Genomic DNA, 23,867 nt, shown 5'->3' on the forward strand with positions numbered 1-23,867 from the left:
GAAGTAAAGGCTGTCCACGCCGGAATTGCCGTCTTCGTAAAGAAGGCCGAAAGGTTGAGCGCTATGTCGGAGAAGTCCATCGCCCATTCTCGGAGGGTCCGCTCTGCGGCCGCCGGTGCCGTACTAGCTCTCGGATTGGCGGTGGGCGGCACAGGAATTGCATCGGCAGAGCCCGAAACCGTGTGTACTCCGAGTACCGATCCGCTGGTGACCTGCGCCGAGGAAGAGGCAGCTGCCACCACCGACGCCGACGCGGCGACGAGCACCGAGACCACACCCGAGAAGGTTGAAGCCGGGGTCGCGGGCGCGGGCAGTGCCGAAACCGCAGGTACGGACGCCGCAGCACTGGCGGAAGCCGAAGCAAAAGCCAAAGCAGCAGCCGACGCGGCAGCGAAGGCCGCCGAAGCAGCCGCGACGGCAGGGGTCGACTCGTCCGCAGCGACAGACACTTCGGTGAAGGCGACCGAGGCAATGACTCAGGCGAGCGTCGAGGCAACCAAGGCGGCGGTCGAATCGACCCAGGCCAAGGCGGAGGCAGGGGCCGCGGAACAGTCTGCCAAGGAAGCCGAAGAGGCAGCCAAGGTTGCGGAGTCCGCTGCAGCCGATGCGAAAGAGGTAGCAAAAACAGCTCAGGCAGAAGCAGACGCCGCCGCAGCCAAGGCTGCTGAACTCGAGGAGGCTGCGAAGGCCGCCGGTTCGGGGCCCAAGACCGAAGAGGCCGCAAAGGCGCGCGCCGAGGCTAATGCTCTGCAGGCCAAAGCCGATGACGCGAAGGCTGCCGCGGATGCAAACGCCAAACTGGTAGCGGACAAGAACAAGGAAGCCGAGGAAGCCTTCAAGAACTGGGACATCGCGAAGGCGATCGCCGCAAAGGCCCAGGCGATAGCGGCCGCATGGAACGCCAAGCAGCTCGCGATCACCGTCAAGGAAACTCAGAAAGTGGCCACCGCCGCCGAAACCACGGCCAAGGCAGCCGAGTCCGCGGCCGCAACCGAGGTAGAAGCTGCCACTGCCGCCCGTAAGGCCGCAGATGAAGCGGCAGCTACCGCGGCTTCCGCACGAAAGGACGCCGACGCTGCGCAGAAGGCCGCGGAGACGGCCCAGGCCGAAGCCGATGCTGCGGGCGAGGCTGCCACCGACAAGCGAGCCATTGCCGACGAAAAGGCTGCCGAAGCCGCCAAGAAGGCCGAAGCTGCCGAAGCGGCGAGCAAGAAGGCGCAGGATCTCTACCTCGCCGCCGAAGACGCGAAGGCCGCAGCCGACGCCGCAGCAGCAAAGGCCAAGGAAGCTCAGGCCGCTGCAGCCGCCGCAAAGGCCGAAGCGGATGCAGCGCAGAAGATCGTCGACGAGCTCAAGGCAAAGGGCGAGAAGGAGATCGACAACGGAACAGGCGTCGGCGGTGAAGTGATCATCGGTGAGCACACCGACGACGGCTCCGGGGTCACGAAGGTCGACGAGACCACCGCTGTAGTGAACAAGACCGGCGTCAAGCTGGTCGGCTACTACAACAACAAGGGCGCCTTCGACGTCGTCGACTACTACGTCACCGATGCCGACGGCGATCCGGCACTTGCAGGAAGCCTGCCCCCCGTCGAACTTGCTCTCGGTGACACTGCAACCAGCAGTACCAGCGGCAGCAGCAGTTCCAACCTGCCGGCTGTACTGATCGGCGTCGGAGTCGTGGGCGCTGCCGCCGCAGCAGCTACGACGGTGGTTGTTCGTCGCAAGCGTCATGACGGCCCGGGCAACACGTCTGCGTAGCGCCGGCCTCTCGGCGGTAGCGATCCTCGCCCTCCTCGCATCCGGATGTTCGGGCGAGAACGAAGGATCGCTACCCGACCGCTCGCCGGTGCAGTCGCATATCGCGGCTGCACCGGCTTCGGTGACCGTCGATCCGGCAGAACCCGAGCGGATCGAGTTGAGGTCTGCGTCCGGGGTCACGTACCTGAGCAGTCCGTTGCACTCGGAGAAACTGATGCGCGGCGGCGAGAGTGGGCAGCAACTGAATCCTGTCGACGAACTGCCGGTGTGGTGGGGCGAGAGCGGAATGCCGGGAACGTCGACCACACAAACAGTTGTCGTGGTCGGCCACAACTTCACCACTCGCGAAGCACCGTTCCGGGCGCTCCGGGTAGTGGAGCCGGGAGATCGAATTCTCCTGGGTACACCGAACGGCACACTCGAGTACGACGTCGAAACCGTCGGGCCGCTGCACAAAGGTTCGCTGCTGGGAACTCACGAGTTGCGTGAATCAGTTCCCGGGCGGTTGATCCTCGCCAATTGTGATGTCGTCGAAGGAGAGTCGACCGACGACAATTACGTCGTCATCGCCCAGCTGGCAGCGCACTGAATCCGTGGCAGTGCAAGAATAGGTACATGGATTCCCTCGGACTTCTCTCGGAACTGGTAGCTCTCGACACGGTCTCGGGGGAGGCCGCTCCTCAACGGCGGGCGATGGATTCGATTGTCTCGTTGGTTCTCTCACGTGCGCCACAGGCGAAGGTGGAGTCAGACCTGACCGGCAATCATCCCTGGGCCTTGATCACCAACGAAGCTGCACCCTCGGCAGCCAGACTCCTGTTCGCCTGCCACGTGGACACGGTGCCAGTGGGCACTGTCTCCGACTGGGAGTTCGACCCGTACGCCGCACAGGTCGACGGTGAATTGTTCCTCGGCAGAGGGACATCGGATATGAAGGCCGGCCTTGTTGCCGCTACCGCCGCGGTTGTCGACGCTTTCGAACGTGGAGTCCCGGTCGCACTACTGCTGACGAGCGACGAGGAAATCGGGTCGCTCGGGGCCGTTCGTGCGGCCGACGCCGTGGCGAATCTCGAGGTCGGGGCCGTCATCGTTCCCGAGGCGACCGGTAATCGCATCAACCTGGGGCACCGCGGCGCACTGTGGCTCGAAGTGTCCGTCAAAGGAAAAGCCGCGCACGGGAGTACGCCGCAGCGAGGAACAAACGCTGTCCTCAAACTGCTTGACGTCGTCGATCGAGCTCGGCGTGAGCTTCCGCTGTCGTCCGACGCGTTTCTGGGCGCCGAAACCTGGAACCTCGGTTTGGTCGGCGGCGGTTCGGCTCCGAACATCGTGCCGGACAATGCACATGCGGTGATCGATCACCGCACGGTGGGAGACGGCGCAGACCTGCTTGCATGGTGGCACGCCCAACCGGAAGTCGACTCGGTGGAGACGTCGATTCACCTGGGAGGTGTGCGTACCGACGCGTCGGATCCGTGGTTGGCCACCTTGCCGATCCCTGTTGCAACCGAACCGGTTTCGTACTTCACCGACGCTTCGGTGCTGGCAGCGGCCGCCCCCGGCGCTCCCGTCGTGATCTGGGGCCCTGGCACTCCCTCGCTGATGCATGCGGCCAACGAAAGCGTCAAGGTGTCCGAACTGGACGATGCGATCGCTGCCTACGGTGCCGTGGCTGCTGCTTGGCCGACGGTGGACTGACGGACAATCAGTTCAGGAGCAAGCGCAATGTGGGCTGTCGACTCGGAAGAGTTGTTCATCGCCTGATCCAGAAGTCGCACAGCTTCTTCCGCGATTCTCTCCTGCGGCTGTCCGACGGTGGTCAACGGCGGATTGCACAGTTCGGAGAAGGGGATGTTGTCGAAACCGGTGACCAGAACGTCGCCGGGGACGTCGATGCCCAATGCGTGGCAGGTCTGCAGCACACCGAGCGCGATCAGGTCGTCGGCGCAGACCAAGGCGTCGGGGCGAGTCTTGCCGGTCAGGATGGTGTTGGACGCCGTGCGTCCCCATTCGATCGAATACTCGCCGAGTTGTGTCCACTCGTCACGAGTTTCGATTCCCATTCGATCCGCATGGCGGAAGAATCCGGCCCGGCGAAGTTCGGTCGACGAATTGGTCAGCTCGGAACTGATGAAGGCAGCCGATCGCGCGCCGCGCTCGGACAGATGCTCCATCACGAGTGATTGAGCGGCGTCGTCGTCGACACCGACCCAGTCCGTCTGGGTATCCATTGCAAACCGGTCCAGTTGAACGACCGGAAGCGTTGCTGCGCTGGCTCGTACTGCTTCGGCACTCAATTCGCCGTGGCACGGGCTGATGATGATTCCGTCCACCTGCCGCGAGACGAGCGACTTGAGCCGCTGCGCTTCCACGTCGGGATCGGAACGAGAATCGCACAGGAACAGTTGTAGGCCGCGCTGAGCCAGGACGTGTTCGACGTTGACCACCAGCGAAGTGAAGAAGGGATTCGCGATACTGGGAACCACCATGCCGACAGTGTCCGTCCGATTGCGACGCAGTGAGCTGGCGATGATGTTTCCCGAGTATCCGAGAGAATCCGCGGCGCGTTTGATCGTCGCTGCAAGCTCGTCCGAGACAGGGCGGGATCCGGACAGTGCCCGCGACACGGTGGCAGTCGAGACCCCGGCCAGTTCCGCGACATCGCGAATGGTCGCCTTGCGCATGCGTCCCCCGTTTTCTGCTCGATTCGGGTCCGAGGTTATCGAACCGCACGGTCCAGTGTCCCGCATGTAACGCGATTGAGGCAATCGTTTACAAATTCGAATTGTGAAATCCTTGACATAACCCGGTGTTGATCACATAACCTGCTAATTCATCAAGGCAATCGATTACATCGTGTGCAGATCTTGTGCATGGACATACAGCGCAAATCTTGCGCATGGAATGGGGTAGCTGAAGTGACCGCATCACCGCTCGGAGTCTTTCCGCCCAAGCCCTCGGCGTTGGCAGAGATGTTCACCGGCACGCCTTCTCTCATCGGGGCCATCCACCTCCCTGCTCTGCCGGGCAGTCCGCACTACACCGGGCAGCCGGTTTCGGAAATTGCTCGCTTCGCTGTGGAGGAAGCGCACGCGTACGTCGACAACGGTTTCGACGGTGTGATCGTCGAAAATCACTGGGACATACCGTTCCTCAAGCCCGGCGAACACGGATACGAAACCGCCGCCAGCATGGGAGTCATCACGGCAGCGGTGGTCGGCGAGTTCGGCAAGGCCGTCGGCGTCAGCATCCTGTCCAACGCCGGCGAGTGCGGAGTGGCCGCGGCGTGGGCGGCAGGCGCGAGTTTTGTGCGCGTCAATCAGTGGGCCAATGCCTACATTGCCAATGAGGGCTTCATCGAGGGTCAGGCGGCCAAGACGACGCGCTTCCGCCATCGCATCGGCGCCGACCCGGTCCGGATCTTCGCTGACGTGCACGTCAAGCATGGTGCGCATGCCATTGTTGCGGACCGCACCGTCGCGGAACAGACCGAAGACGCCGAGTTCTTCGACGCAGATGTCCTGATCGCGACCGGTTCGCGCACCGGTGACGCCGCTTCGGTCGACGAGGTTTCCGTGATCCGAGACAACACCGTTCTTCCCGTGATCATCGGATCCGGCATCACGGCTGCCAATGTCGCAGCGCTGATGAAGGAATGCGACGGCGCCATAGTTGCATCCTCGGTGAAGGACAATGGACGCTGGTGGGGGCGAGTCGCAGGCGAGAAGGTCCGCGAACTGTCCCGGGCCGCAGGAAAGTAACCATGATTGTCTTTTGTGGATACGCCAACAACGATGTGACGGTGCATGTTCCACATGTACCGGTGCTCGGAGAGCGCGTGCAGGCAACGGCCATCAGTCAGATCGACGGTGGAATGAATGCAAATGCTGCGGTATCCGCAGCCCGAATGGGCGCGCAGGTGATCTTTGCCGGTGCCGTGGGCCCGGACGCGCGATCCACCGAGTTTCTCGAAGCCCTCGAGGCTGACGGCGTCGACACCAGTTGGTCGCCGCGAGATGCGTTCCTGTCGACGGCAGTTGTACTCATCGCGCAGGACGGCGATCGCTCCATCATCAGTCAAGACGACCCGAACGATGCCGAACGAATCGGAGTTGTCATCACCCGATTGGCTGCTGCCGGTGGTGGACGGCTGTTCCTCGACGGATACCGTGCGGGCTTCCTGCCAGAGGGATTGCCGGGAAGCGTAAGTCTGGTAATCGATCTGGACGGTTGTGAAAACAAAGCCGCGGCACTGCGCGCATTCGCGCTCGCTGACCACGTCGTCGTAGGGCGTGCCCTGTGGGAAGGCGAGTTCGGGATCGGTTTCGATCAGTGGCAGGCACTGGCCGCCGAACATAACACACACCTGCTGGTGACCGACGGCTCGCGAGGTTGGACACTGGCCACACCGGGCGGCGAGGTGACGAGCGAACCGGCAGTAGTGGTCGACGTCGTCGATGCCGTCGGGGCCGGTGATTGCTTCGGCGGTACGTACATCGCTTTTGTCGACGCCGGGCGCTCACCGGTGGACGCTGCACGACTCGCGGGAGCCTCGGCTGCCTTGGCTTGCGCCACTGCCGGACCCCGTGGATGCCCCACCCGAGATGAATTGGACAGCTTCACAGCAACATTGACCCCTCACACCCTTTTGGAGACTCGATGATGAAACGTGCATTGCCTCTGGCGCTGGGAGCTGCAGTCGCGCTCACGCTCACCGCTTGTGACTCGGCTTCGTCGAGTGACTCGAAGGACGCATCGGGTGGCTCGTCCATCCCGCAGCCGACCCGAGTCGCCGAAAGCTGTGACGGGACGAACGGCAAGCTCAAGGTCGGTCTGGTGACCATCAACCTTCAGGCGCTGTACTTCAACCAGATCAACAATGCCGCCAAGAACGTCGCGGACAAGGCAGGTGTCGACCTGCAGATCATCAGTGGCAACGACGATTCCGTGGCGCAGGCCAACGCCTTCGACAATCTGATCGCCGCCGGAGTCGACGCGATCATCGTCGATGCAATCGACACGGACGGAATCAAGCCGTCGGTGGTCAAGGCCAAGAACGCGGGTATTCCCGTCGTCGCGGTCGACGCGACCATCGACGATCCGGCGCTGTCGACTCAGGTCGGTACGGCCAATGCCGAGGGCGGTGCCAAGATCGGAAACACCTTGGCCGACGTCGCGAACAACACCGGAACGGTCGGTATCGTCGGCGCGCTCAACAGCACTGTCCAGTTGGAGCGACAGAAGGGCTTCACGGAGACCGTGACCGGCCGCGGAATGACCGTCGGCACCGTCGTGGACGGACGTAACATTCAGGAGAACGCACAGACCGCAGCGGAGAACCTGCTGACCGGCGGTGGCGACATGAAGTACGTCTACGCAACCGGTGAGCCGGCGTTGATCGGACTCGTTGCGGCGGTCAACAGTCAGAAGGCGCAGGATCGCATCGAAGCAGTCGGTTGGGATCTTTCGGATCAGGCGGTAGGCGGACTCAAAGCCGGTTGGCTTAAAGGCGTGGTCCAGCAGAACACCTTCGAATTCGGCCACGAGGCAATGAATTCGGCAATCGACCTGGCTTGTGGTCGCGGCGCTCCGGCGAACATCCCCGTCCCCACCCAGATCGTGACCCCGGAGAACGTAGCCGACTACATGTACTACTTGGAGAAGTAATCATGGCACCTCCACTGATCGAACTCTCGGGCATCACCAAGTCGTACGGACCGGTGAAGTCCCTTCAAGGAGTTGACCTTCGCCTGGCGAAGGGTGAAGTACTCGGAGTTGTCGGCGACAACGGCGCCGGCAAGTCCACCCTGATGAAGATCCTCGCGGGCGCCGTCCAGCACGACGGCGGCGAAATGCGCGTCAACGGTGAACCAGTGCGCTTCTCGACGCCGCTCGACGCGCAGCAGAAGAAGATCGGCATCGTCTACCAGGACCTGGCGCTGTGCGACACGCTCGACGTCGCGAGCAACCTGTTCCTCGGTAGAGAACCGCGAAAAGGTCCATTCCTCGACCGGCATGCCATGCACGAGAAGGCGGCTCACATTCTCGCCGACCTTCATGTCAAGGTGAAGTCGACCTACCAGGAGATCGGGCAACTGTCCGGCGGGCAGCGGCAAACCGTCGCGATCGCCCGCGCTGTTTCCTTCCGGCCAGACGTATTGATCCTCGACGAGCCCACCGCAGCGCTTGCCGTCGCCGAGGTCGAGTCGGTGCTCAAGCTGATCACGGACGTCGCAGCGGCCGGAGTGGGCGTCATTCTCGTGACACACCGCCTGCAGGACCTGTTCCGCGTATGTGACCGAATCACGGTCATGTACGAGGGGCAGAGCGTCGACGACGTTCCGATCGGCGACCTGAACATCGAGTCCCTCGTCGGACTCATCACTCGAACTCCGGTGCCGCAACGGACATCGGCAGCAACACAGGGAGCCACGGCATGACCACTCTCGAGAAGACCCAGGCGCCGATCGAGCGCAAGCTCGCCGCGAAACCCTCCTTGTGGGACAGCGTCAACAAGCCCACCCTCGCGATGCTGGCGGTGACAGTTGCTGTCGCAGCCGTCTTCTCGGCGACCACGTCGTCGTTCCTGACATTCACGAACCTGTCGAACCTGGCAACCCAGATCGCTCCGGTTCTGATCATCGCGGTGGCGATGACTTTCGTGATCACGGCAGGTCAGATCGACCTGTCCGTCGGTGCGATCGTCGCGTTCGTCGCGGCGATGAGTGCCGAGCTTATCCAGGCCGGCGTCGATTCGTCCCTGGTCTTCGTCGCCGCCCCGGTGATGGGTGCGGCCTGGGGCCTGGTCAACGGATGGCTCGCTGCCTATCAGGGCATTCCGCCGTTCATCGTGACTCTGGCGACGATGTCCGTCATTCGCGGTATCGCGCTGTATCGGACCGAAGGATTCTCCGTTCCGGTTCCGGCCGACACTTACTTCGCGAAGCTCGGAACTGCTGAGTTCCTCGGGTTCTCCGCCAGCGCCTGGATTGCTCTCGTAGTCGTGGTCATCGGAGCAATTGCGCTCAACCGCATGCGCTTCGGGCGCTACGTCACCGGTATCGGATCCAACGTCGAATCCGTGCGACGGTCCGGCGTCAACACGCGTCGTGTGCTCATGATGACGCTCGTCTTCACCGGCTTGGCTGCCGGTATCGCGGGACTGCTGATCGCGGCTCGACTGGGCTCGGGTTCGGCCAACTCCGCAACGGGATTCGAGCTCACGGTGATCACCGCGGTGGTTCTCGGTGGCACCAACCTCTTCGGCGGTCGCGGCACCGTGATCGGTACCGTCATCGGCGCCGTCCTGACCGGAATCATCGCCAACGGACTGACCCTGCTCGGTGTGAGCCCGTTCTTGACACCGATCATCACCGGTGTCGTTCTGCTACTGGCCATCTGGATCAACATGCGGGGACACACCCTGAGCGCGCTGTGGCGACACCTGCAGTCCGCACCCTCGGGGCCTGCACGCTCATGAGCAAGGTTCGTACTGTCACGGGAACTGTGGACAGCTCGGAACTCGGACTGGTTCTCCCACACGAACATCTGCACAACGACGTCACCGGTGCGTACACCGAGGCCCCGGATCCGGTTGTGGCACAGCGGTTGGCCGGTCCGGTACGCGCCGAGGATGCCTGGCTTCTTCACGACAATCCGTACTACAGTCTCGACAATTGTCGAGTCGACGACGCAGCGGCCGTGGTGGAAGACCTTGTGGACTTCGCCCGCCTCGGTGGTCGGACGATCGTCGATCTGACACCGCCGGGACTGGGCCGGGCACCGGAGAAGTTGGCGGAGTTCTCGCGAAAGTCAGACGTGCGAGTGATCATGGGTTCAGGGTGGTACCTGGAGACGACCCATCCGGTCGAGGTCCACGAACTCGGTGTCGACGATCTGGCAGGTTCGCTCGTCGAGGAGTTCGATCCGGCAAAGGAATTGGCACCTGGCGTGATCGGGGAGATCGGAGTCTCCCCGCTCTTCACTCAGAACGAGGCGAAAGCGTTGAGGGCGGCATGCATCGCCCAGCGCGAGGTGGACGTGCCCCTGTTCGTCCACCTTCCGGGATGGCAGCGCGTCGGACATCACGTCGTCGACATCGTGGTCGACGAGATGGGCGTCGATCCGCAAGCAGTGGTCCTGTGCCACATGGACCCGTCCGGACACGACGCCGACTACCAACGATCGCTCGCCGACCGCGGTGTCTTTCTCGAGTTCGACATGATCGGGATGCCTTTCGATTTCCCCGGCGAGGGTCTTTCGCCGCATCCGGCGGAAACAGCTACTGCGGTAGCCGGATTGGTCACCTCCGGTCACGTATCACAGCTCCTGCTCAGTCACGACCTCTTCCTCAAATCAATGCTCAGAAAGCACGGCGGAAACGGATTCTCCTACGTACCACTCGTCTTCGCCGCCCGGTTGGTGCGCGCAGGCGTAGATCCCCAGCAAGTGTCCGCACTGATGCGAGACAACCCGAGGTCGCTCTTCGAGCAGGCCGCGAAAGGAAACAGAAGCAGTCATGGGTAAACGAGTACTGATCGCCGGCGAGAGCTGGATGACGACGTCGACGCACGTCAAGGGCGTCGACGAGTTCAGTGTCCATTCCTACGTCGAGGGAGTCGGTCCGCTTCGGGATGCGCTCACCTCACGTGGCCACGACGTGACACACATGCCCGCACACCTGGTGCCGACGCAGTTCCCCGGTACCGCAGAAGCGTTGTCCCAGTTCGACGTCGTCGTTCTCTCCGACATCGGAGCGAACTCGCTGCAGTTGGCTCCCGGTGTCTTCGACCAGTTCCGCGCCGGGGAGGATCGCCTTGTCGCGCTTCGTGACTGGGTGAACGCCGGCGGCTCACTGATGATGATCGGTGGCTACCTCTCGTTCTCCGGGTTCCAGGCGCGAGCAGCTTTCCGCCAGACCGCGATCGCCGAGGTACTACCCGTGACGATGCTGGCCGAAGACGATCGCGTCGAGACACCGGCCGGGATCGTTCCCACCGTCGTCGATGCTGCTCACCCGGCTCTCGGTGGTGCCGGCGATTCCTGGCCGGCGCTCCTGGGATACAACCGCGTCGTCGCGAAGGACGGTGCCGTGGTTCCTGCCACCATCAACGGCGATCCGCTTGTCGCTGCCGGTGAATACGGCGCCGGACGGTCGATCGTCTTCACCTCGGACTGCTCGCCGCACTGGGCTCCGCCGGAGTTCTGTGAGCAGTGGCCTGGATACACCGACCTGTTCGACGGCTTGATCAGTTGGGTCGCCGGCGAATGAGTCGCTCCTCAGACCTGCTCGCGCGGCAGCAGAGTAATCTCGCTGCCGCGCGGGCGGTTCCATTCATCGAGGACACCATCGGCGGGACGTTGAGTGATGAGGGATTCCGCCGGTACCTCGTGATCGAAGAGGCATTCGTACTGACGGCCGTCAAGGTGTTGGGGTTGGTGGTCGCCGAATCCCCGACGCTCGACGACGCGCTCGACCACGTGACGTCGATGTCGAACCTGGTGGGCGAACAGCGCGAGTATTTCGCGCAGTTGCGTTCCCGCTTCCCGTACGCGGGGGACGCAGCGGCTCTGGTCGAGGAGTCGTCTGTGCTGTCGACGCATGCCTTGACCCTCGCTGGCGAAGAGGGCAGGGCGGCGGCCCTGGTGGGCATGTACGCCGCGGAAACCCTGTATCTGTCGTGGTGCCGGGAGGCGGCGGCAGTGAACGTACAGCGCGAACCAGCGTTGCAGGACTGGGTGGACATGCATGTCGCTCCGCCGTTCGTGTCTCAGGTGGCGGTGCTGGCGTGCGAGGTGGACGCCATGCCCGAGTCCGTCACCGACGAGGACCTGGATCGGTGGTTCTCCGGCATGCTGGCCGCAGAGATCGATTTTCACAACGTGGCGGTGTGAGCTACTGCTGTGCGCCTTTATTAACCCCCGGCGGTTAATAAAGGTGCACAGCAAAGGGCCCGTAGGTCGCTTTCGCAACCTACGGGCCTCTTCTTTGTAGCGGGGACAGGATTTGAACCTGCGACCTCTGGGTTATGAGCCCAGCGAGCTACCGAGCTGCTCCACCCCGCGTCGGTGTGAAACCAACAGTACACGACTTCTGGAGGTGCAATTACCACCCCCTGTCACCGGCTGGAGTGAGCGCTTTCCGAGTAGTAACCGCGGATGTGTCCGACTATGCGCTGACGTGCGAGTTCGCCGTCACCCGCGTTGACCGCATCGACCAATCCTCGGTGTTCGTGACGCAGTCGCATGCAGGTGCTCGGCCAGCTGTCGATCTGCACGCCCGCGAGAACGTAGGCCTCGATGGACTCTCGTAGGCCGGTCATCATGGCTGCGATCACCTGATTGCCCGCCGCGTCGGCGAGCGCTACGTGGAATTGCGCGTCGAGTAGTAGGAATTCCTCGGCCGAGAGATCTACGTCATCCATCGAGTCGAGCAGTTCGACGGCTGTGCTGAGGTCGGGTGTCGGGGTCCGCGATGCCAGGGACTGAATCACCTCGGATTCGAGAACGAGTCGTGTCTTCACCACATCCGAGACCGGAAATCCTTGTGCTGCAACCTGCATCCGCATCAGCATGGTCATGCCGCCGGTCGGTTTGGCCACGATCATCGCGCCGGACGTCGGGCCGGAGCCAGTCTGCGCCTTGAGGAGGCCGAGTGCTTCCATGACCCGCAACGCTTCTCGAACCGACGACCGTCCGACGCCCAACTCTGCTGCCAGAATTCTCTCTCCCGGCAGGCGCTGGCCAGGAGACACCTCGCCTGAAACGAGCCGACGTTCGAGGTGGCTCAGTACTTGTTCCCACGCTCGCGGGCTCGGCTCGGTCGGCATGAGGCAAGAGCATAACCGGGTGGACGCCGTTTACGGGGTGGCCTGTCCGGAGGATGTATTACTGTGGTCAGACCACACCGACAGATTGCGGGGAACCACATGCGAGTAGCGCTGTTCGCCACCTGCATCGGGGACACGATGTTTCCCGACGCCGTCAAGGCCACCGCCCTCCTGCTCACCCGTCTCGGGCACGACGTCGTGTTTCCGTCCGGGCAGACCTGCTGTGGGCAGATGCACGTCAACACCGGCTACCAGCCGGGCGCGCTGCCACTGGTCGCGAACTACGCCGATACTTTCGGTGATGCGTCGATCGACGCCGTTGTCGCACCATCGGGATCGTGCGTCGGTTCGATCCGTCATCAACACGAGATCGTCGCCGAGCGCTACGGCACCGCGTCGCTGTGTGGGCAGGTGCAGACCGTGAAGGCAAAGACGTACGAGCTTTCGGAATTCCTCGTGGACGTTCTCGGTGTCACCGATGTGGGCGCGTACTTCCCGCACCGGGTCACCTATCACCCGACCTGTCACTCACTGCGCATGTTGAGAGTGGGAGACAAGCCACTTCAGTTGCTGCGCAACGTCCGCGACATCGATCTGGTCGAACTCCCGGAAGCAGATTCCTGCTGCGGCTTCGGCGGCACGTTTGCCATCAAGAACGCCGAGACGTCGACGGCCATGTTGGCTGACAAGATTCGCCATGTGGCCGACACCGGCGCAGAGTTCTGCAGCGCCGGAGATTCGTCCTGTCTCATGCACATCGGCGGTGGGATGTCACGACTGCAGATGGGCGCCAAGACCATTCACCTCGCGGAGATTCTGGCATCGGTGGAAAGCCGGGTGCACGCATGAGCGCTGTGACGCTGGGTCTGCCCAGCTTTCCGCCGAGGTCACCCGAAGGTGCAGGGTTCCTGCGAGGTACTGAGAAGTTCCCTGTCGCAGCACATCACGAGCTGGCCAACGCGCAACTGCGACGCAATATCGGCAAGGCAACGCATACCATCCGTGCCAAGCGCATCAACGTAACTGGAGAGCTCCCCGATTGGGAGGAGCTGCGGGATGCGGGTTCGGCGATCAAGGCCGACGTCATGGCGCGGTTGCCGGAACTGCTCGAACAGTTCGAAGCTGCAGTAATCGCTCGCGGTGGGCAGGTGCATTGGGCAGCGGATGCCAACGAGGCCAACGCCATTGTGACCGAGCTTGTCAAAGCCACCGGCTCCGACGAGGTCATCAAGGTCAAGTCGATGGCAACGCAGGAGATCGGTCTCAACGAGCATCTCGAAACCAAGGGAATCACCGCCTACGAGACCGATCTCGCGGAATTGATCGTCCAGCTCGGCCACGACAAACCGTCGCACATCCTGGTTCCTGCGATCCATCGCAACAGGTCAGAGATTCGCGAGATATTCCTGCGTGAGATGCCAGATGTCGATCCGAACCTCGGGGAGAACCCGGCCGAACTTGCCGCAGCTGCACGAAAGTTTCTGCGCCACAAGTTCATGACGACGCCCGTCGCCGTCTCCGGCGCTAATTTCGGCATCGCGGACACGGGCACTCTGACCGTCGTGGAGTCGGAGGGCAACGGGCGAATGTGCCTGACGCTGCCGAAAACACTGATCACCGTCATGGGCATCGAGAAGATTCTGCCGACCTATCAGGATCTGGAGGTCTTCCTTCAACTGTTGCCGCGGTCGTCGACGGGGGAGCGAATGAACCCGTACACCTCCCTGTGGACCGGCGTCACGCCCGACGACGGTCCACAGGAATTTCACCTGGTCCTCCTCGACAACGGCCGGACCGCCTCGCTTGCCGACAAGATCGGGAGGGAAGCCCTGAGCTGCATACGGTGCTCGGCGTGCCTGAACGTGTGCCCTGTCTACGAGCGCACCGGTGGCCACGCCTACGGATCCACCTATCCGGGACCGATCGGCGCGGTACTGACTCCGCAGCTCGCGGGCATGCATGGCAAAGACGATCCGAATTCGACTCTTCCTTTTGCCTCGAGTCTGTGCGGTGCGTGCTTCGACGCCTGCCCGGTCAAGATCGACATCCCGTCGCTGCTGGTCGAATTGCGGCACCAGAAGGTCGAGCAATCCGGTGTCACGGCAGAGTCTTTGGCGATGAAAGCCGCATCTCTGGCGATGTCGACCGAGGGCAGGTGGACGCTGGCTCAGAAAGCTGCCGGGCTCGGACGCGTCGTGGCCGGCAGGAAAGGGAAGATCTCCACGTTGCCCCCTCCACTGAACAGTTGGACAGCTGCCAGAGACATTCCCGCTCCACCCAAGCAGACCTTCCGATCCTGGTGGGACTCCGACGAAGGCCGCGAGGCATTGGACGAGGCTCGTCGTGACGGGAAGGCAGACAGATGAATTCACGTGACGTGGTGCTCGGACGCATTCGTGATGCCATCACCTTGGCGCCCGCCGGTGAAGGCGAGATACCGCGAAACTACCGGACTGGCAGAACCATGCCAGACGGGGAGCTCATCGATTTGTTCGTCGACCGCCTCGAGGACTACAAGGCGCACGTTCACCATTGCGCTGCAACAGAAATCGCCGATGCCGTCGCCGGAATACTGAGACAGCACGGACTGAACACTCTGGGAATCCCCGCCGGCCTCGACCGATCATGGGTAGCCGGATTCGACGGAACGCTGGTGGTGGACAGCCCGGACGTACCGGCTCCCGAACTCGAGAACCTCGACGCCGTTGTCACCGGCTCGAAGGTAGCGTGCGCCGAGACCGGCACCATCTTCCTCGACGCCGGTCCGGAGCAGGGACGTCGTGCGTTGACGCTGGTACCGGACACACACATCTGCGTCGTGTATCGCAGCAGTGTGGAAGTGGGAGTGCCGGAGGCGATTGCGCGGCTGACGCCGCAGCGTCCCACCACCATGATCAGCGGCCCGTCGGCAACCTCCGACATCGAACTCGAACGCGTCGAAGGTGTACACGGTCCGCGAAATCTGCACGTCGTGATCGTGGATGGCTGATTCCCGCCGAGCGGGAACTCAGGGGCAGCGGGCCACATCAGCGTCTAACGTCCCGGCCATGACACAACTCTTGGCAGGCAAGGTCGTCTTCATCACCGGTGCAGCGCGGGGTCAGGGACGCAATCACGCGATCCGACTCGCGCAGGAAGGTGCCGACGTCATCGCTGTCGACGTGTGCGCGTCGGTGTCCGAAGACGTGGGTTACGCGGCCGCGACTGAAGCCGACCTCGAAGAAACGGCCCGTCTCGTGCGAGCAGAGGGGCGCGAGATCGTCACCGCGGTAGCGGATGTACGCGACCTCGAGGCGCTGCGGGCGGCGGTGGCGTCGGGCGTCGACAAGTTCGGTCGCCTCGACGTCGTGATCGCCAATGCGGGCATCGCTACGTGGAATCGTTTCTGGGAGATGCCGGAAGAACAGTGGTCGACGCTGGTGGACATCAATCTCAATGGTGTCTGGCGCACGATGACTGCTGCGGTTCCCGCGATGATCGAGGCCGGCAACGGTGGTTCCATTGTGCTTGTCAGCAGCGCTGCCGGCGTCGCCGAAGCGCCCGGTTGTGCGCACTACTCGGCGGCCAAGCACGGCCTCGTGGGCTTGGCCCGCACTGCAGCAACGGAATTGGGTAGCTTCGACATTAGAGTCAACAGCATTCACCCCGGCGCAGTGGAGACCGAGATGGGCAACGATCCCAACGTCGGCAAGGTGCTCACAACGCATCCCGAGTACATGAATTCCTACAAGTGGCCCCTCACCTCCGTTCCGCGCACGACGGTCGAGGACATCTCCAATGCGGTGGTCTACCTCGCGACAGATCTCTCCCGCGCAGTCACCGGAACGAAGATCGTCATCGATATGGGTCAGACCATGGCGTAATCGCACTCAGAGCAGATTGAACTGCGCCACCTCGATGGTGTTTTCGACTGCTTCGGACAGTGTGCGGATACGTTCGTCGGCGCCTGGCGCGGTCAATATCGCCAGGCGGTCGGCGTCGCCCATCGGAATGCTGCGGGCCAGGGCGTACAGCCGCGAACCCAACGGATCCAATGCAGACGGTGGGGCAGGCATTCGTGGAGTCTGTTCCCCGGCCCGCAGCGCAAGCTTTCCCAACATTCCGTACATGAACTCGATGCGCTCGAGCAAAGAGTCGTATTCGTAAGCGGTGACAGGTGTTCCGTTGTTCTCGTCAGGCCACAATTCGACCTCGGCGAGTGGGTAAGGATCGTCCGGCAGCCAGCGATTGACGCGGATACGGTCTTCGGTCCGGCAATACAACTGATACCGTCCGGCACCCATTGCGACATGAGACTCGATCCGAGCCAGAGTGCCGACGTCGTGGCGTGATTCGCCGCCACCGACCTCGTGGCCACGAGCGATGAGCACTACTCCGAACAGTGGGCCGTCGGCAGCTTCGAGAACGTTCTCTACCAGTGCGCGGTACCGGGGCTCGAAGATGTTCAGTGGCAACACCTCACCCGGAAGCAATGCAGAGCCGAGCGGAAACATGGGGAAGATGGGCATCAGGGGATTCTCAACCTCGGAATCGGAGGGACGGGGAAATCGCCGGGGCGATCGATTTCAGCGAGCAAGTGCTCGGACCACATCAGCAGGCCGGGGATGTCGAGGCCGTGCGGGCTTTCCACTTCGTAGTGCCTGATGCGGTCGTGACCCTGGCCGAGAAGTGAGACGGCACCGGTGTTGTTGCCCCGAAGTAGATGGGTGAGCCCGACGGCCAATTGAGCCAGTCCCTGCCACAGGTCACGCTCCTCGGCGGGAGCGTCCTTCCACGTTCCTTCGAAAATTTCGTGCGCGTGAAAAGGCATCCCGTGGTCGAGAAGACGCTGAGCCTCGGTGATCGACTCGTCCGGAGGGAGGCGCACATCGTCGGGAATGCGCGGGACGCCGCCCGCTGCGTCACGTGGCAGTGGACGGCCGAGTCCGTCGCGGGGCCGCGAATTGAGGGGCTTTCCAGCGGCGTCCCGGTCGCGTTCGGTCATACACTCAGCCTAACGGCAGCACCTCGGACGAACCCGCCGAAAGTTTTTTCGAGTCGCCTGTCGATTCCGGGGAGAACCGTTCGTCGTCATGTTGTAAGGCAAGAAAGCCGGAAGAGAAACAACAGACCAAGGAGTCAGTCATGAAGTACATGTTGCTCATCTACACCGCACCCGGCGGAGACACCGAACCCCAGTGCACGTTCGAGGACTGGCAGCAATACGACAAGGAAATGAAGGATGCCGGTATCTGGGTGTCCGGCGATGCCCTCGCCGACCTGACGACTACGACGACGGTTCGGGTCTCGCAGTCCGGAGAAAAGACCGTCACCGACGGACCCTTCGCTGAAACCCGTGAGATCCTCGGCGGCTACGACGTCATCGACGTTCCTGATCTGGATGCGGCGCTGGCCTGGGCCGCGCGGTGCCCCGGCGCGCGCGACGGCGGCAGCGTCGAGGTGCGTCCACTGGCCGGGTTCGGGGACTGATGCGCCGTGGACGAGCAGGCCGAGAACTCCATCGAGTCAGTGTTCCGGGAGGAACGTGGACGACTCTTGGCCTCGCTCGTCCGCCGTTTCGGTGATCTGGATCTGGCCGAGGAAGTTACCTCCGAAGCCGTCGAGGCCGCGTTGGTGCACTGGCCGGTGGACGGAGTGCCGGCCAAACCCGGCGCCTGGCTGCTGACCACGGCGCGTCGTAAAGCCGTCGACAGGCTTCGTCGTGATCAGGCCTACGCGGCGCGATTGGCCGTGATGCAGGTGGACGCCGACCGTGCCGACCCGGCGCCGCCCGTCGTCGAGGGGGAACTTCCCGACGAGCGGTTGCAGCTGTTCTTCACCTGCTCGCACCCGGCGCTCGCCGAGGACGACCGAATCGCACTCACCTTGCGTTGCCTCGGCGGGTTGACGACGCCCGAAGTAGCTCGGGCCTTCCTCGTGCCCTCGGCGACGATGGCGCAGCGGATCGTGCGTGCGAAGAAGAAGATACGTCAGGCTCGGATTCCCTTCCGAACTCCCAGCACCGAAGAACTCCCGGAACGCCTGCCCGGTGTTCTACAGGTGATCTATTCGGTGTTCACCGAGGGGTATGCCGCCAGTTCGGGGCCGGATCTGCAACGCGTCGACCTGGCGGTAGAGGCGGTCAGGCTGGCGAGGATCCTGCGCGCATTGCTTCCCGATGAGCGCGAGATCGCCGGGTTGCTTGCGTTGATGCTCCTCGTCCACGCGCGTCGGGATGCCCGTACCGACGCCGGTGGCGGGATCGTCCTCCTCGAAGATCAGGATCGCGGGTGCTGGGACCAGCCGATGATCGAGGAAGGCAGCGACCTCGTCGTGGTCGCGTTGACCGGGGGAGCGCCGGGGCCGTACGGGGTGCAGGCTGCCATCGCCGCATTGCATGACGAGGCGGCGGATGTGGAGAGCACCGACTGGCCGCAGATCTGCGCGCTCTACGGAGTGCTCCTCACGTTGACGCCTTCGCCTGTCGTCGCAGTCAACAGGGCAGTGGCGCTGGCGATGCGCGACGGCGAGGAGGTTGGGCTGGCAGCTTTGGAAGAACTGGCAGCGGAGCCCAAACTTGCCGACTACCACCCGTATCACCTCGCGCGCGCCGAACTGCTCGCCCGGTTGGGGCGCACCGACGCGGCAATGTCTGCATACCGACGTGCGCTGAATTTGGTTGGTACGGAACCGGAGCGGGCCTACTTGGAGCGTCGACTCGGTGAGATCTCTGACTGATCGGTGGTTATTGCGGGACGTCGAGATCGAAGTACAGGGTCTCGGACCAGTAACCGAGGCCGAGCTCGCGTAGCGGTTCCTCGACGCTCTCCTGAGTCGGCGTGAACAGCCGCTCCCAGAAGCGCGGCTTGGCGGGTGCGAGTGTGGCCAAAGCTGCCTCCATCTCGGCGTCGATGTCCGCCAGACCGGTCATCAGGGCCGCGCCCTGTTCGGCGAACGGTTCGTCGTCCATGTCGAAGATCTCGCCGCACTCGAGGACGAAGTAGTGGTCGGGCTCGGTGTGGCTGCGCAGGAAACGCAGCGCATCGCCGGCCATCGTGCCGAGTTCGGGGTGATCGATTCGGCCGAGGAAGTCTTCGAGCCGGGCGATACCAGGACCGCAGGGCGCGGTGACCGCGATCAGGTCTGGGGTGTCGTCCCAGATGACCGACTGGTGGGCGAAGGGATTCACGGACACAAGGATCCTCGGGACCAGCGGTATCGCGTACGACCACTCGGAGATACCGGTGAGACCTCGGGCGCGAGCGGCAGCCGGATTCTCATGCGGAGCAACAGGGGTCGAGTAGAGATAGGTGCGGTTGGCCACTGGCCGAGTCCTTTCTGCGGTCGGTGTCACCTGATTCAGGCGGCGCCCACCATCCTCAATGCCAGGTCTCCGTACAGTTTTCCAATGTCTTCCGGATTCGTGTAATTGCCGGCCGGGAACCAGCGGCACACGTCGACGCACAGGGACATCAAGGCGAGGGTGACGCCTTCGGCATCGGGGATCGTGAAGTCGCCCGACTGGACGCCGGCGTCGACAACCTCCCGGACCACCCGCGTCGTGCTGCGGCGAAGCGCGACGACGGTTCGGTAGTGCTCTGGTGTGAGTGCAGTGAGTTCGTATTGGACAACGCGAGCGAGTGAGTGGTGTCCGGCCTGCCAACTGGCGAAGGTGCTGACCAGTTCCTGGAGGCGAACGGACGGCTCTTCACCCGGTCTGTCGGCGCCCTCGACCACCTTCAACGCTTCGGTGTGACCTTCGAAGCTGATCGCGAAAAGCAGCTCTTCTTTCGAGCGGTAGTGCGGGTACATGGCGGCGGGACTCATGTCGAGTCGTGCGGCGATGTCACGCGTGGTGGTGCCGCCGTAGCCCGCGGCCGCAAAAGCGTCCACGGCCGCCGCGCGTATACGGGCCGCAGCTTTGGAGGGGCTGATCACCACGTCAGGTGAATCGCTCACGGTTTCCTCCAGGTGTGACGGATTTCGATGTTGACAATATCCCGCTCTCGATTCACTATAAGCAGATGCTTAGATTCTAAGCGAATGCTTAGGAACATCGTTACGTGTGGCATTGCCACGCCGAAAGGAAGCAACTCGTCATGCGTCGCACTCTGTACGGACCCGATCACGAGGCATTTCGCGAATCTGCCCGCGAATTCGTCAACCGGAACATCCTTCCGGTCGCAGAGAAGCTGATCGACCAGCGCTTCATCGATCGTGAAATCTGGCTCGAAGCGGGGCGCAACGGCTTCCTCGGACTCGAGGTTCCAGAGGCGTACGGCGGAAGCGAAGCCGGCGACTACCGCTTCAACGCTGTTCTGGCCGAAGAACTCTCGCGTGCCAGTGCAGCTGTTGCCTCGAGCTTCGGCATCCATGCCGACGTCGTTGCTCCGTACCTCGTTCAGCTCACCACCGAAGAGCAGAAGCAGCGTTGGCTGCCCAAGTTCTGCACCGGTGAGATGCTGACGGCCATCGGCATGACCGAGCCTTCCGGCGGATCCGACCTCGCCTCGCTCAAGACCACTGCGGTCAAGGACGGCGACGACTGGATCATCAACGGCTCCAAGACCTTCATCACCAACGGCTACAACGCTGATCTCGTGATCGTGGCGGCGCGGACCAGTCCCGAGAAGAAGTCCAAGGGCATCACGCTCTTTGCCGTCGAAACCGGCATGGAAGGTTTCGAGCGCGGACGCAAGCTCGACAAGGTCGGCCAGCACGAGTCCGATACCGCCGAACTGTTCTTCGAGAACGTTCGCGTGCCGTCCACCAACATCATCGGTGAGATCGACCGCGGGTTTATCCACATGATGGAAATGCTGCCGCAGGAGCGCGTCGGCGCTGCGGTGTCCAACATCGCGCACGCTGCTCCGATCCTCGAAGAGACGCTGCAATATGCCAAGGACCGCAAGGCTTTCGGTCAGCCGATCGGCTCGCTGCAGTGGAACAAATTCCTTCTCGCGGATCTCGTGACCCGCATCGAGGTCACCCAGGCTTACGTCGACAACTGCGTCGCAGCACACGCTGCCGGCGAGCTGACCGCCATCGACGCCGCCAAGGCGAAGTGGTGGACCGCGCAGGTGCAGAACGAGGTCCTCGATCACTGTGTTCAGTTGCACGGCGGCTACGGCTTCATGACCGAGTACCGCGCCGCTCGCGCGTGGATGGACGCCCGCGTCACCAAGATCTGGGCCGGATCCAACGAGATCATGAAGGAACTCATCGGCCGCGATCTCGGCCTGTAATTTCGCAACTGCAGTCCATATGTCACTGCAGTCCATACGTCACTTCCCGAACCCGACGACACAGGAGCATCACCGCGCATGTCTGTTCTCGACAAGTTCTCTCTGACCGATCGAGTGGTCATCGTGACCGGTGCGTCGTCGGGCCTCGGGGTGGCGTTTGCGAAAGCCGCAGCAGAGGCGGGTGCGGACGTCGTCCTCGCTGCTCGCCGCGTCGACAAGCTCGAAGACACGGCCAAGCTCGTGCGTGACGCAGGCCGCGAAGCGTTGTGCGTGGCCACCGACATCGTCGATCCGGCACAGGCTCAGAACATGGTCGACGCCGCGATGGAGAAGTTCGGCCGCGTGGACGTACTGGTCAACAACGCCGGCGTCGGAACCGCTGTTCCGGCAACCCGTGAGACCCCGGACCAGTTCCGCGCCGTCATCGACATCAACCTCAATGGGTCTTACTGGGCAGCGCAGGCCTGCGGCCGCGTCATGCTCCCGGGCAGCTCCATCGTCAACATCTCGAGCATTCTCGGATTGACGACCGCCGGACTCCCACAGGCCGCCTATGCGGCGAGCAAGGCAGGCGTCGTCGGATTGACCCGTGACCTCGCACAGCAGTGGGGAACGCGCAAGGGCATTCGCGTCAACGCGATAGCGCCAGGCTTCTTCAAGTCGGAAATGACCGACCAATACAACGACGGCTACTTGGACGCGATGGCTCCGCGCCTGATCCTCGGCCGCATGGGCGATCCGGAAGAGCTCGCGGCCACCATGGTGTGGCTCGCGTCCGAGGCAGGCGGATACGTCACCGGTCAGACCATCGCCGTCGACGGAGGAATCACCATCACCTGACGCCGATGCCGAGATGTCGCCGGCTTTGCCGTATAAGTAGCTGGTGACCTCTCGCGCCGAACCTCAGGAGAACTGGGAAGACCGTCCGCCACCATCCATGGCTGCGACGGAGCTTCTGCGTGACCTGCCGGTGACTGCCCGCGGCGTCCGGACCAGGGCTTCTCTGGTCGCAGCGGCTCGAACGGTGTTCGAGCGCGCAGGGTATCTCGATGCCCGTCTGACGGACATCACCAAGGAAGCGAACTGCTCCACCGGCACGTTCTACACCTACTTCGACAACAAAGAGCAGATCTTCGCCGCAGTTCTCGACGTTGCGCAGGAAGACATGTTGCACCCCGGCATGGGACGGGTCCGCGACGTCGACAATCCGTATGCGGTCCTCGAATCGAGCAACCGTGCCTACCTGACGGCTTTTCGCCGCAACGCCAAACTGATGGGTCTGCTCGAGCAGGTATCGCACATCGATCCGGCCTTCGCGAAACTGCGTCGGGACCGAGCCGAGACCTTCATTTCTCGCAATGCCCGAGCCATCGAACGCCTGCAAGCAGCTGGCAAGGCAGACGGCTCACTGGATCCGCTGCTGGCTTCCCGAGCACTGTCGGCGATGGTGAGCCGTCTTGCCTACAGTTCGTTCGTCTCCGAGGAACCTGGCGCCGACGGCAACCCCGTCCCGTTCGAGGACGTCGTCAAGACGGCTACTCAGGTGTGGGCCAACGCGCTGGGCCTCGAAGGCGACCGCGGGTAGTTTCAGCCTTCGCCGCGGGCCGCGAACTGCTGCTCGAGGCTGTGGCGCAACGTCTCCTCGCTGTTCCTGACAGCGTTTTCGACGAACGGCCCGATCAAGCGGCCGAGAGCTTTGCCGGCAATGCCGCCGGGGAGTTTGTAGGCGAAGTCGACGGAAAGCTCGGTCTTGGAATCGTCGATCGCGGCGAACTCCCACGTGGACGAGTTGGATACACCGCCGAGCGAAGACAGCTTGATGATCCGATTCTTCTCCCACTCGGTGACCTCGAGCTTGGAGCGCAACGTGCTTGGCCCGATCTGCATGGCCGCGTCGAACGTGGCGCCGAGCCCCTGATCGAACTCTCCGAACGGTGTGAACTCGGAAACACCGAACATCCACGTCGGGACGTTGCGGTAGTCGTCGATGTAGTCGAAGGCGACATCAACCGGCACGGCAGCAACCGCGGAGTGGCGAACATGGATCATGACT

At 62.9% G+C, this 23,867-nt stretch carries 27 protein-coding genes and 1 tRNA gene; 20 read left to right on the forward strand and 8 right to left on the reverse strand.

Annotated elements, in window-relative coordinates; genetic code table 11:
• Positions 1–63: 63 nt before the first annotated feature.
• From AC3WQS_RS00475 to AC3WQS_RS00485, 3 genes are read left to right on the forward strand one after another with little or no spacing between them, the layout of a single operon-like run.
• Positions 64–1,761 (forward strand): hypothetical protein, encoded by a 1,698-nt coding sequence (locus AC3WQS_RS00475; RefSeq protein ID WP_133727170.1) that lies wholly within the window; start codon positions 64–66, stop codon positions 1,759–1,761.
• The gene (locus tag AC3WQS_RS00480; protein WP_264613402.1) at positions 1,733–2,350 is read left to right on the forward strand and encodes a sortase domain-containing protein; all 618 of its coding nucleotides are present in this window, start codon (positions 1,733–1,735) and stop codon (positions 2,348–2,350) included. Before AC3WQS_RS00475 ends, AC3WQS_RS00480 begins: the two co-directional genes overlap by 29 nt.
• A gap of 26 nt (positions 2,351–2,376) precedes the next feature.
• Positions 2,377–3,459, forward strand: a complete 1,083-nt coding sequence (locus tag AC3WQS_RS00485; protein ID WP_492712811.1) for a M20/M25/M40 family metallo-hydrolase — start codon at positions 2,377–2,379, stop codon at positions 3,457–3,459.
• Here AC3WQS_RS00485 and AC3WQS_RS00490 read toward each other — a convergent pair.
• Positions 3,420–4,445, reverse strand: a complete 1,026-nt coding sequence (locus AC3WQS_RS00490) for a LacI family DNA-binding transcriptional regulator (RefSeq protein WP_019745496.1) — start codon at positions 4,443–4,445, stop codon at positions 3,420–3,422. The genes AC3WQS_RS00485 and AC3WQS_RS00490 overlap by 40 nt on opposite strands.
• Positions 4,446–4,679: 234 nt before the next feature.
• On the opposite strand from AC3WQS_RS00490, the gene AC3WQS_RS00495 reads away from it, so the two are divergent.
• From AC3WQS_RS00495 to AC3WQS_RS00530, 8 genes are read left to right on the forward strand one after another with little or no spacing between them, the layout of a single operon-like run.
• Positions 4,680–5,522: a BtpA/SgcQ family protein gene (locus AC3WQS_RS00495; protein WP_003940276.1), complete on the forward strand. Its 843-nt coding sequence runs from the start codon at positions 4,680–4,682 to the stop codon at positions 5,520–5,522.
• A 2-nt stretch (positions 5,523–5,524) separates the two neighbouring features.
• Positions 5,525–6,424, forward strand: a complete 900-nt coding sequence (locus AC3WQS_RS00500) for a carbohydrate kinase family protein (protein ID WP_029537090.1) — start codon at positions 5,525–5,527, stop codon at positions 6,422–6,424.
• Positions 6,421–7,428, forward strand: a complete 1,008-nt coding sequence (locus tag AC3WQS_RS00505) for a substrate-binding domain-containing protein (RefSeq protein ID WP_019745494.1) — start codon at positions 6,421–6,423, stop codon at positions 7,426–7,428. Before AC3WQS_RS00500 ends, AC3WQS_RS00505 begins: the two co-directional genes overlap by 4 nt.
• 2 nt (positions 7,429–7,430) lie before the next feature.
• Entirely contained in the window at positions 7,431–8,201 is a 771-nt protein-coding gene (locus tag AC3WQS_RS00510) for an ATP-binding cassette domain-containing protein (protein WP_003939830.1), read from the forward strand.
• The gene (locus AC3WQS_RS00515) at positions 8,198–9,241 is read left to right on the forward strand and encodes an ABC transporter permease (protein ID WP_003939698.1); all 1,044 of its coding nucleotides are present in this window, start codon (positions 8,198–8,200) and stop codon (positions 9,239–9,241) included. The genes AC3WQS_RS00510 and AC3WQS_RS00515 overlap by 4 nt, the downstream gene beginning before the upstream one ends.
• Positions 9,238–10,287: a phosphotriesterase family protein gene (locus tag AC3WQS_RS00520; RefSeq protein ID WP_021345661.1), complete on the forward strand. Its 1,050-nt coding sequence runs from the start codon at positions 9,238–9,240 to the stop codon at positions 10,285–10,287. The genes AC3WQS_RS00515 and AC3WQS_RS00520 overlap by 4 nt, the downstream gene beginning before the upstream one ends.
• Positions 10,280–11,032: a glutamine amidotransferase gene (locus AC3WQS_RS00525; RefSeq protein WP_003939869.1), complete on the forward strand. Its 753-nt coding sequence runs from the start codon at positions 10,280–10,282 to the stop codon at positions 11,030–11,032. The genes AC3WQS_RS00520 and AC3WQS_RS00525 overlap by 8 nt, the downstream gene beginning before the upstream one ends.
• Complete coding sequence (locus AC3WQS_RS00530; protein ID WP_029256359.1) at positions 11,029–11,655, forward strand: TenA family protein; 627 nt, start codon at positions 11,029–11,031, stop codon at positions 11,653–11,655. The genes AC3WQS_RS00525 and AC3WQS_RS00530 overlap by 4 nt, the downstream gene beginning before the upstream one ends.
• Positions 11,656–11,752: 97 nt before the next feature.
• Here the strand turns inward: AC3WQS_RS00530 and AC3WQS_RS00535 are convergent.
• Together AC3WQS_RS00535 and AC3WQS_RS00540 are read right to left on the reverse strand one after the other, a co-directional pair.
• Positions 11,753–11,826, reverse strand: a tRNA-Met gene (locus AC3WQS_RS00535).
• 53 nt (positions 11,827–11,879) lie between these two features.
• On the reverse strand, positions 11,880–12,590 hold the full coding sequence (locus tag AC3WQS_RS00540; RefSeq protein ID WP_019745491.1) for a FadR/GntR family transcriptional regulator: 711 nt from the start codon (positions 12,588–12,590) through the stop codon (positions 11,880–11,882).
• Between the two features lie 99 nt (positions 12,591–12,689).
• Between AC3WQS_RS00540 and AC3WQS_RS00545 the strand changes: the two genes are divergently transcribed.
• The 4 genes from AC3WQS_RS00545 to AC3WQS_RS00560 are packed head-to-tail and all read left to right on the forward strand — an operon-like array spanning position 12,690 to position 16,453.
• A complete protein-coding gene (locus AC3WQS_RS00545) occupies positions 12,690–13,439 on the forward strand; it encodes a (Fe-S)-binding protein (RefSeq protein ID WP_019745490.1) in 750 nt (249 codons plus the stop codon).
• A complete protein-coding gene (locus tag AC3WQS_RS00550) occupies positions 13,436–14,956 on the forward strand; it encodes a LutB/LldF family L-lactate oxidation iron-sulfur protein (RefSeq protein WP_492712810.1) in 1,521 nt (506 codons plus the stop codon). Before AC3WQS_RS00545 ends, AC3WQS_RS00550 begins: the two co-directional genes overlap by 4 nt.
• Positions 14,953–15,579: a LutC/YkgG family protein gene (locus AC3WQS_RS00555; RefSeq protein WP_438472480.1), complete on the forward strand. Its 627-nt coding sequence runs from the start codon at positions 14,953–14,955 to the stop codon at positions 15,577–15,579. Before AC3WQS_RS00550 ends, AC3WQS_RS00555 begins: the two co-directional genes overlap by 4 nt.
• 58 nt (positions 15,580–15,637) lie before the next feature.
• Entirely contained in the window at positions 15,638–16,453 is an 816-nt protein-coding gene (locus AC3WQS_RS00560) for a mycofactocin-coupled SDR family oxidoreductase (RefSeq protein ID WP_492712809.1), read from the forward strand.
• Positions 16,454–16,459: 6 nt separating this feature from the next.
• On the opposite strand, the gene AC3WQS_RS00565 is transcribed toward AC3WQS_RS00560, so the two are convergent.
• Both AC3WQS_RS00565 and AC3WQS_RS00570 read right to left on the reverse strand, forming a co-directional pair.
• Positions 16,460–17,098 carry an LON peptidase substrate-binding domain-containing protein gene (locus AC3WQS_RS00565; protein WP_492712808.1) on the reverse strand — a complete coding sequence of 213 codons (639 nt, stop codon included), beginning with the start codon at positions 17,096–17,098 and terminating at the stop codon, positions 16,460–16,462.
• A complete protein-coding gene (locus tag AC3WQS_RS00570; RefSeq protein ID WP_042953026.1) occupies positions 17,098–17,574 on the reverse strand; it encodes a DUF309 domain-containing protein in 477 nt (158 codons plus the stop codon). The genes AC3WQS_RS00565 and AC3WQS_RS00570 overlap by 1 nt, the downstream gene beginning before the upstream one ends.
• A 140-nt stretch (positions 17,575–17,714) precedes the next feature.
• On the opposite strand from AC3WQS_RS00570, the gene AC3WQS_RS00575 reads away from it, so the two are divergent.
• Together AC3WQS_RS00575 and AC3WQS_RS00580 are read left to right on the forward strand one after the other, a co-directional pair.
• Positions 17,715–18,059 carry a YciI family protein gene (locus tag AC3WQS_RS00575; RefSeq protein ID WP_007730031.1) on the forward strand — a complete coding sequence of 115 codons (345 nt, stop codon included), beginning with the start codon at positions 17,715–17,717 and terminating at the stop codon, positions 18,057–18,059.
• Positions 18,060–18,065: 6 nt separating this feature from the next.
• Positions 18,066–19,307, forward strand: a complete 1,242-nt coding sequence (locus tag AC3WQS_RS00580) for an RNA polymerase sigma factor (RefSeq protein ID WP_492712807.1) — start codon at positions 18,066–18,068, stop codon at positions 19,305–19,307.
• Positions 19,308–19,314: 7 nt separating this feature from the next.
• Here AC3WQS_RS00580 and AC3WQS_RS00585 read toward each other — a convergent pair whose 3' ends face one another.
• Complete coding sequence (locus AC3WQS_RS00585) at positions 19,315–19,893, reverse strand: DUF7822 domain-containing protein (protein WP_080909892.1); 579 nt, start codon at positions 19,891–19,893, stop codon at positions 19,315–19,317.
• A 35-nt stretch (positions 19,894–19,928) separates the two neighbouring features.
• Entirely contained in the window at positions 19,929–20,528 is a 600-nt protein-coding gene (locus tag AC3WQS_RS00590) for a TetR/AcrR family transcriptional regulator (RefSeq protein WP_492712806.1), read from the reverse strand.
• A gap of 140 nt (positions 20,529–20,668) precedes the next feature.
• Between AC3WQS_RS00590 and AC3WQS_RS00595 the strand changes: the two genes are divergently transcribed.
• From AC3WQS_RS00595 to AC3WQS_RS00605, 3 genes are all read left to right on the forward strand, one after another.
• Positions 20,669–21,814: an acyl-CoA dehydrogenase family protein gene (locus AC3WQS_RS00595; protein WP_007730036.1), complete on the forward strand. Its 1,146-nt coding sequence runs from the start codon at positions 20,669–20,671 to the stop codon at positions 21,812–21,814.
• Positions 21,815–21,892: 78 nt separating this feature from the next.
• Entirely contained in the window at positions 21,893–22,654 is a 762-nt protein-coding gene (locus AC3WQS_RS00600; RefSeq protein WP_003939707.1) for an SDR family NAD(P)-dependent oxidoreductase, read from the forward strand.
• 97 nt (positions 22,655–22,751) lie between these two features.
• On the forward strand, positions 22,752–23,399 hold the full coding sequence (locus AC3WQS_RS00605; protein WP_019745481.1) for a TetR/AcrR family transcriptional regulator: 648 nt from the start codon (positions 22,752–22,754) through the stop codon (positions 23,397–23,399).
• Positions 23,400–23,401: 2 nt separating this feature from the next.
• Here the strand turns inward: AC3WQS_RS00605 and AC3WQS_RS00610 are convergent, their stop codons facing one another.
• Positions 23,402–23,863, reverse strand: coding sequence for an SRPBCC family protein (locus AC3WQS_RS00610; RefSeq protein WP_019745480.1), 462 nt, complete (start codon positions 23,861–23,863; stop codon positions 23,402–23,404).
• Positions 23,864–23,867: the final 4 nt, after the last annotated feature.

This window comes from Rhodococcus sp. FW305-130, from assembly GCF_058788335.1.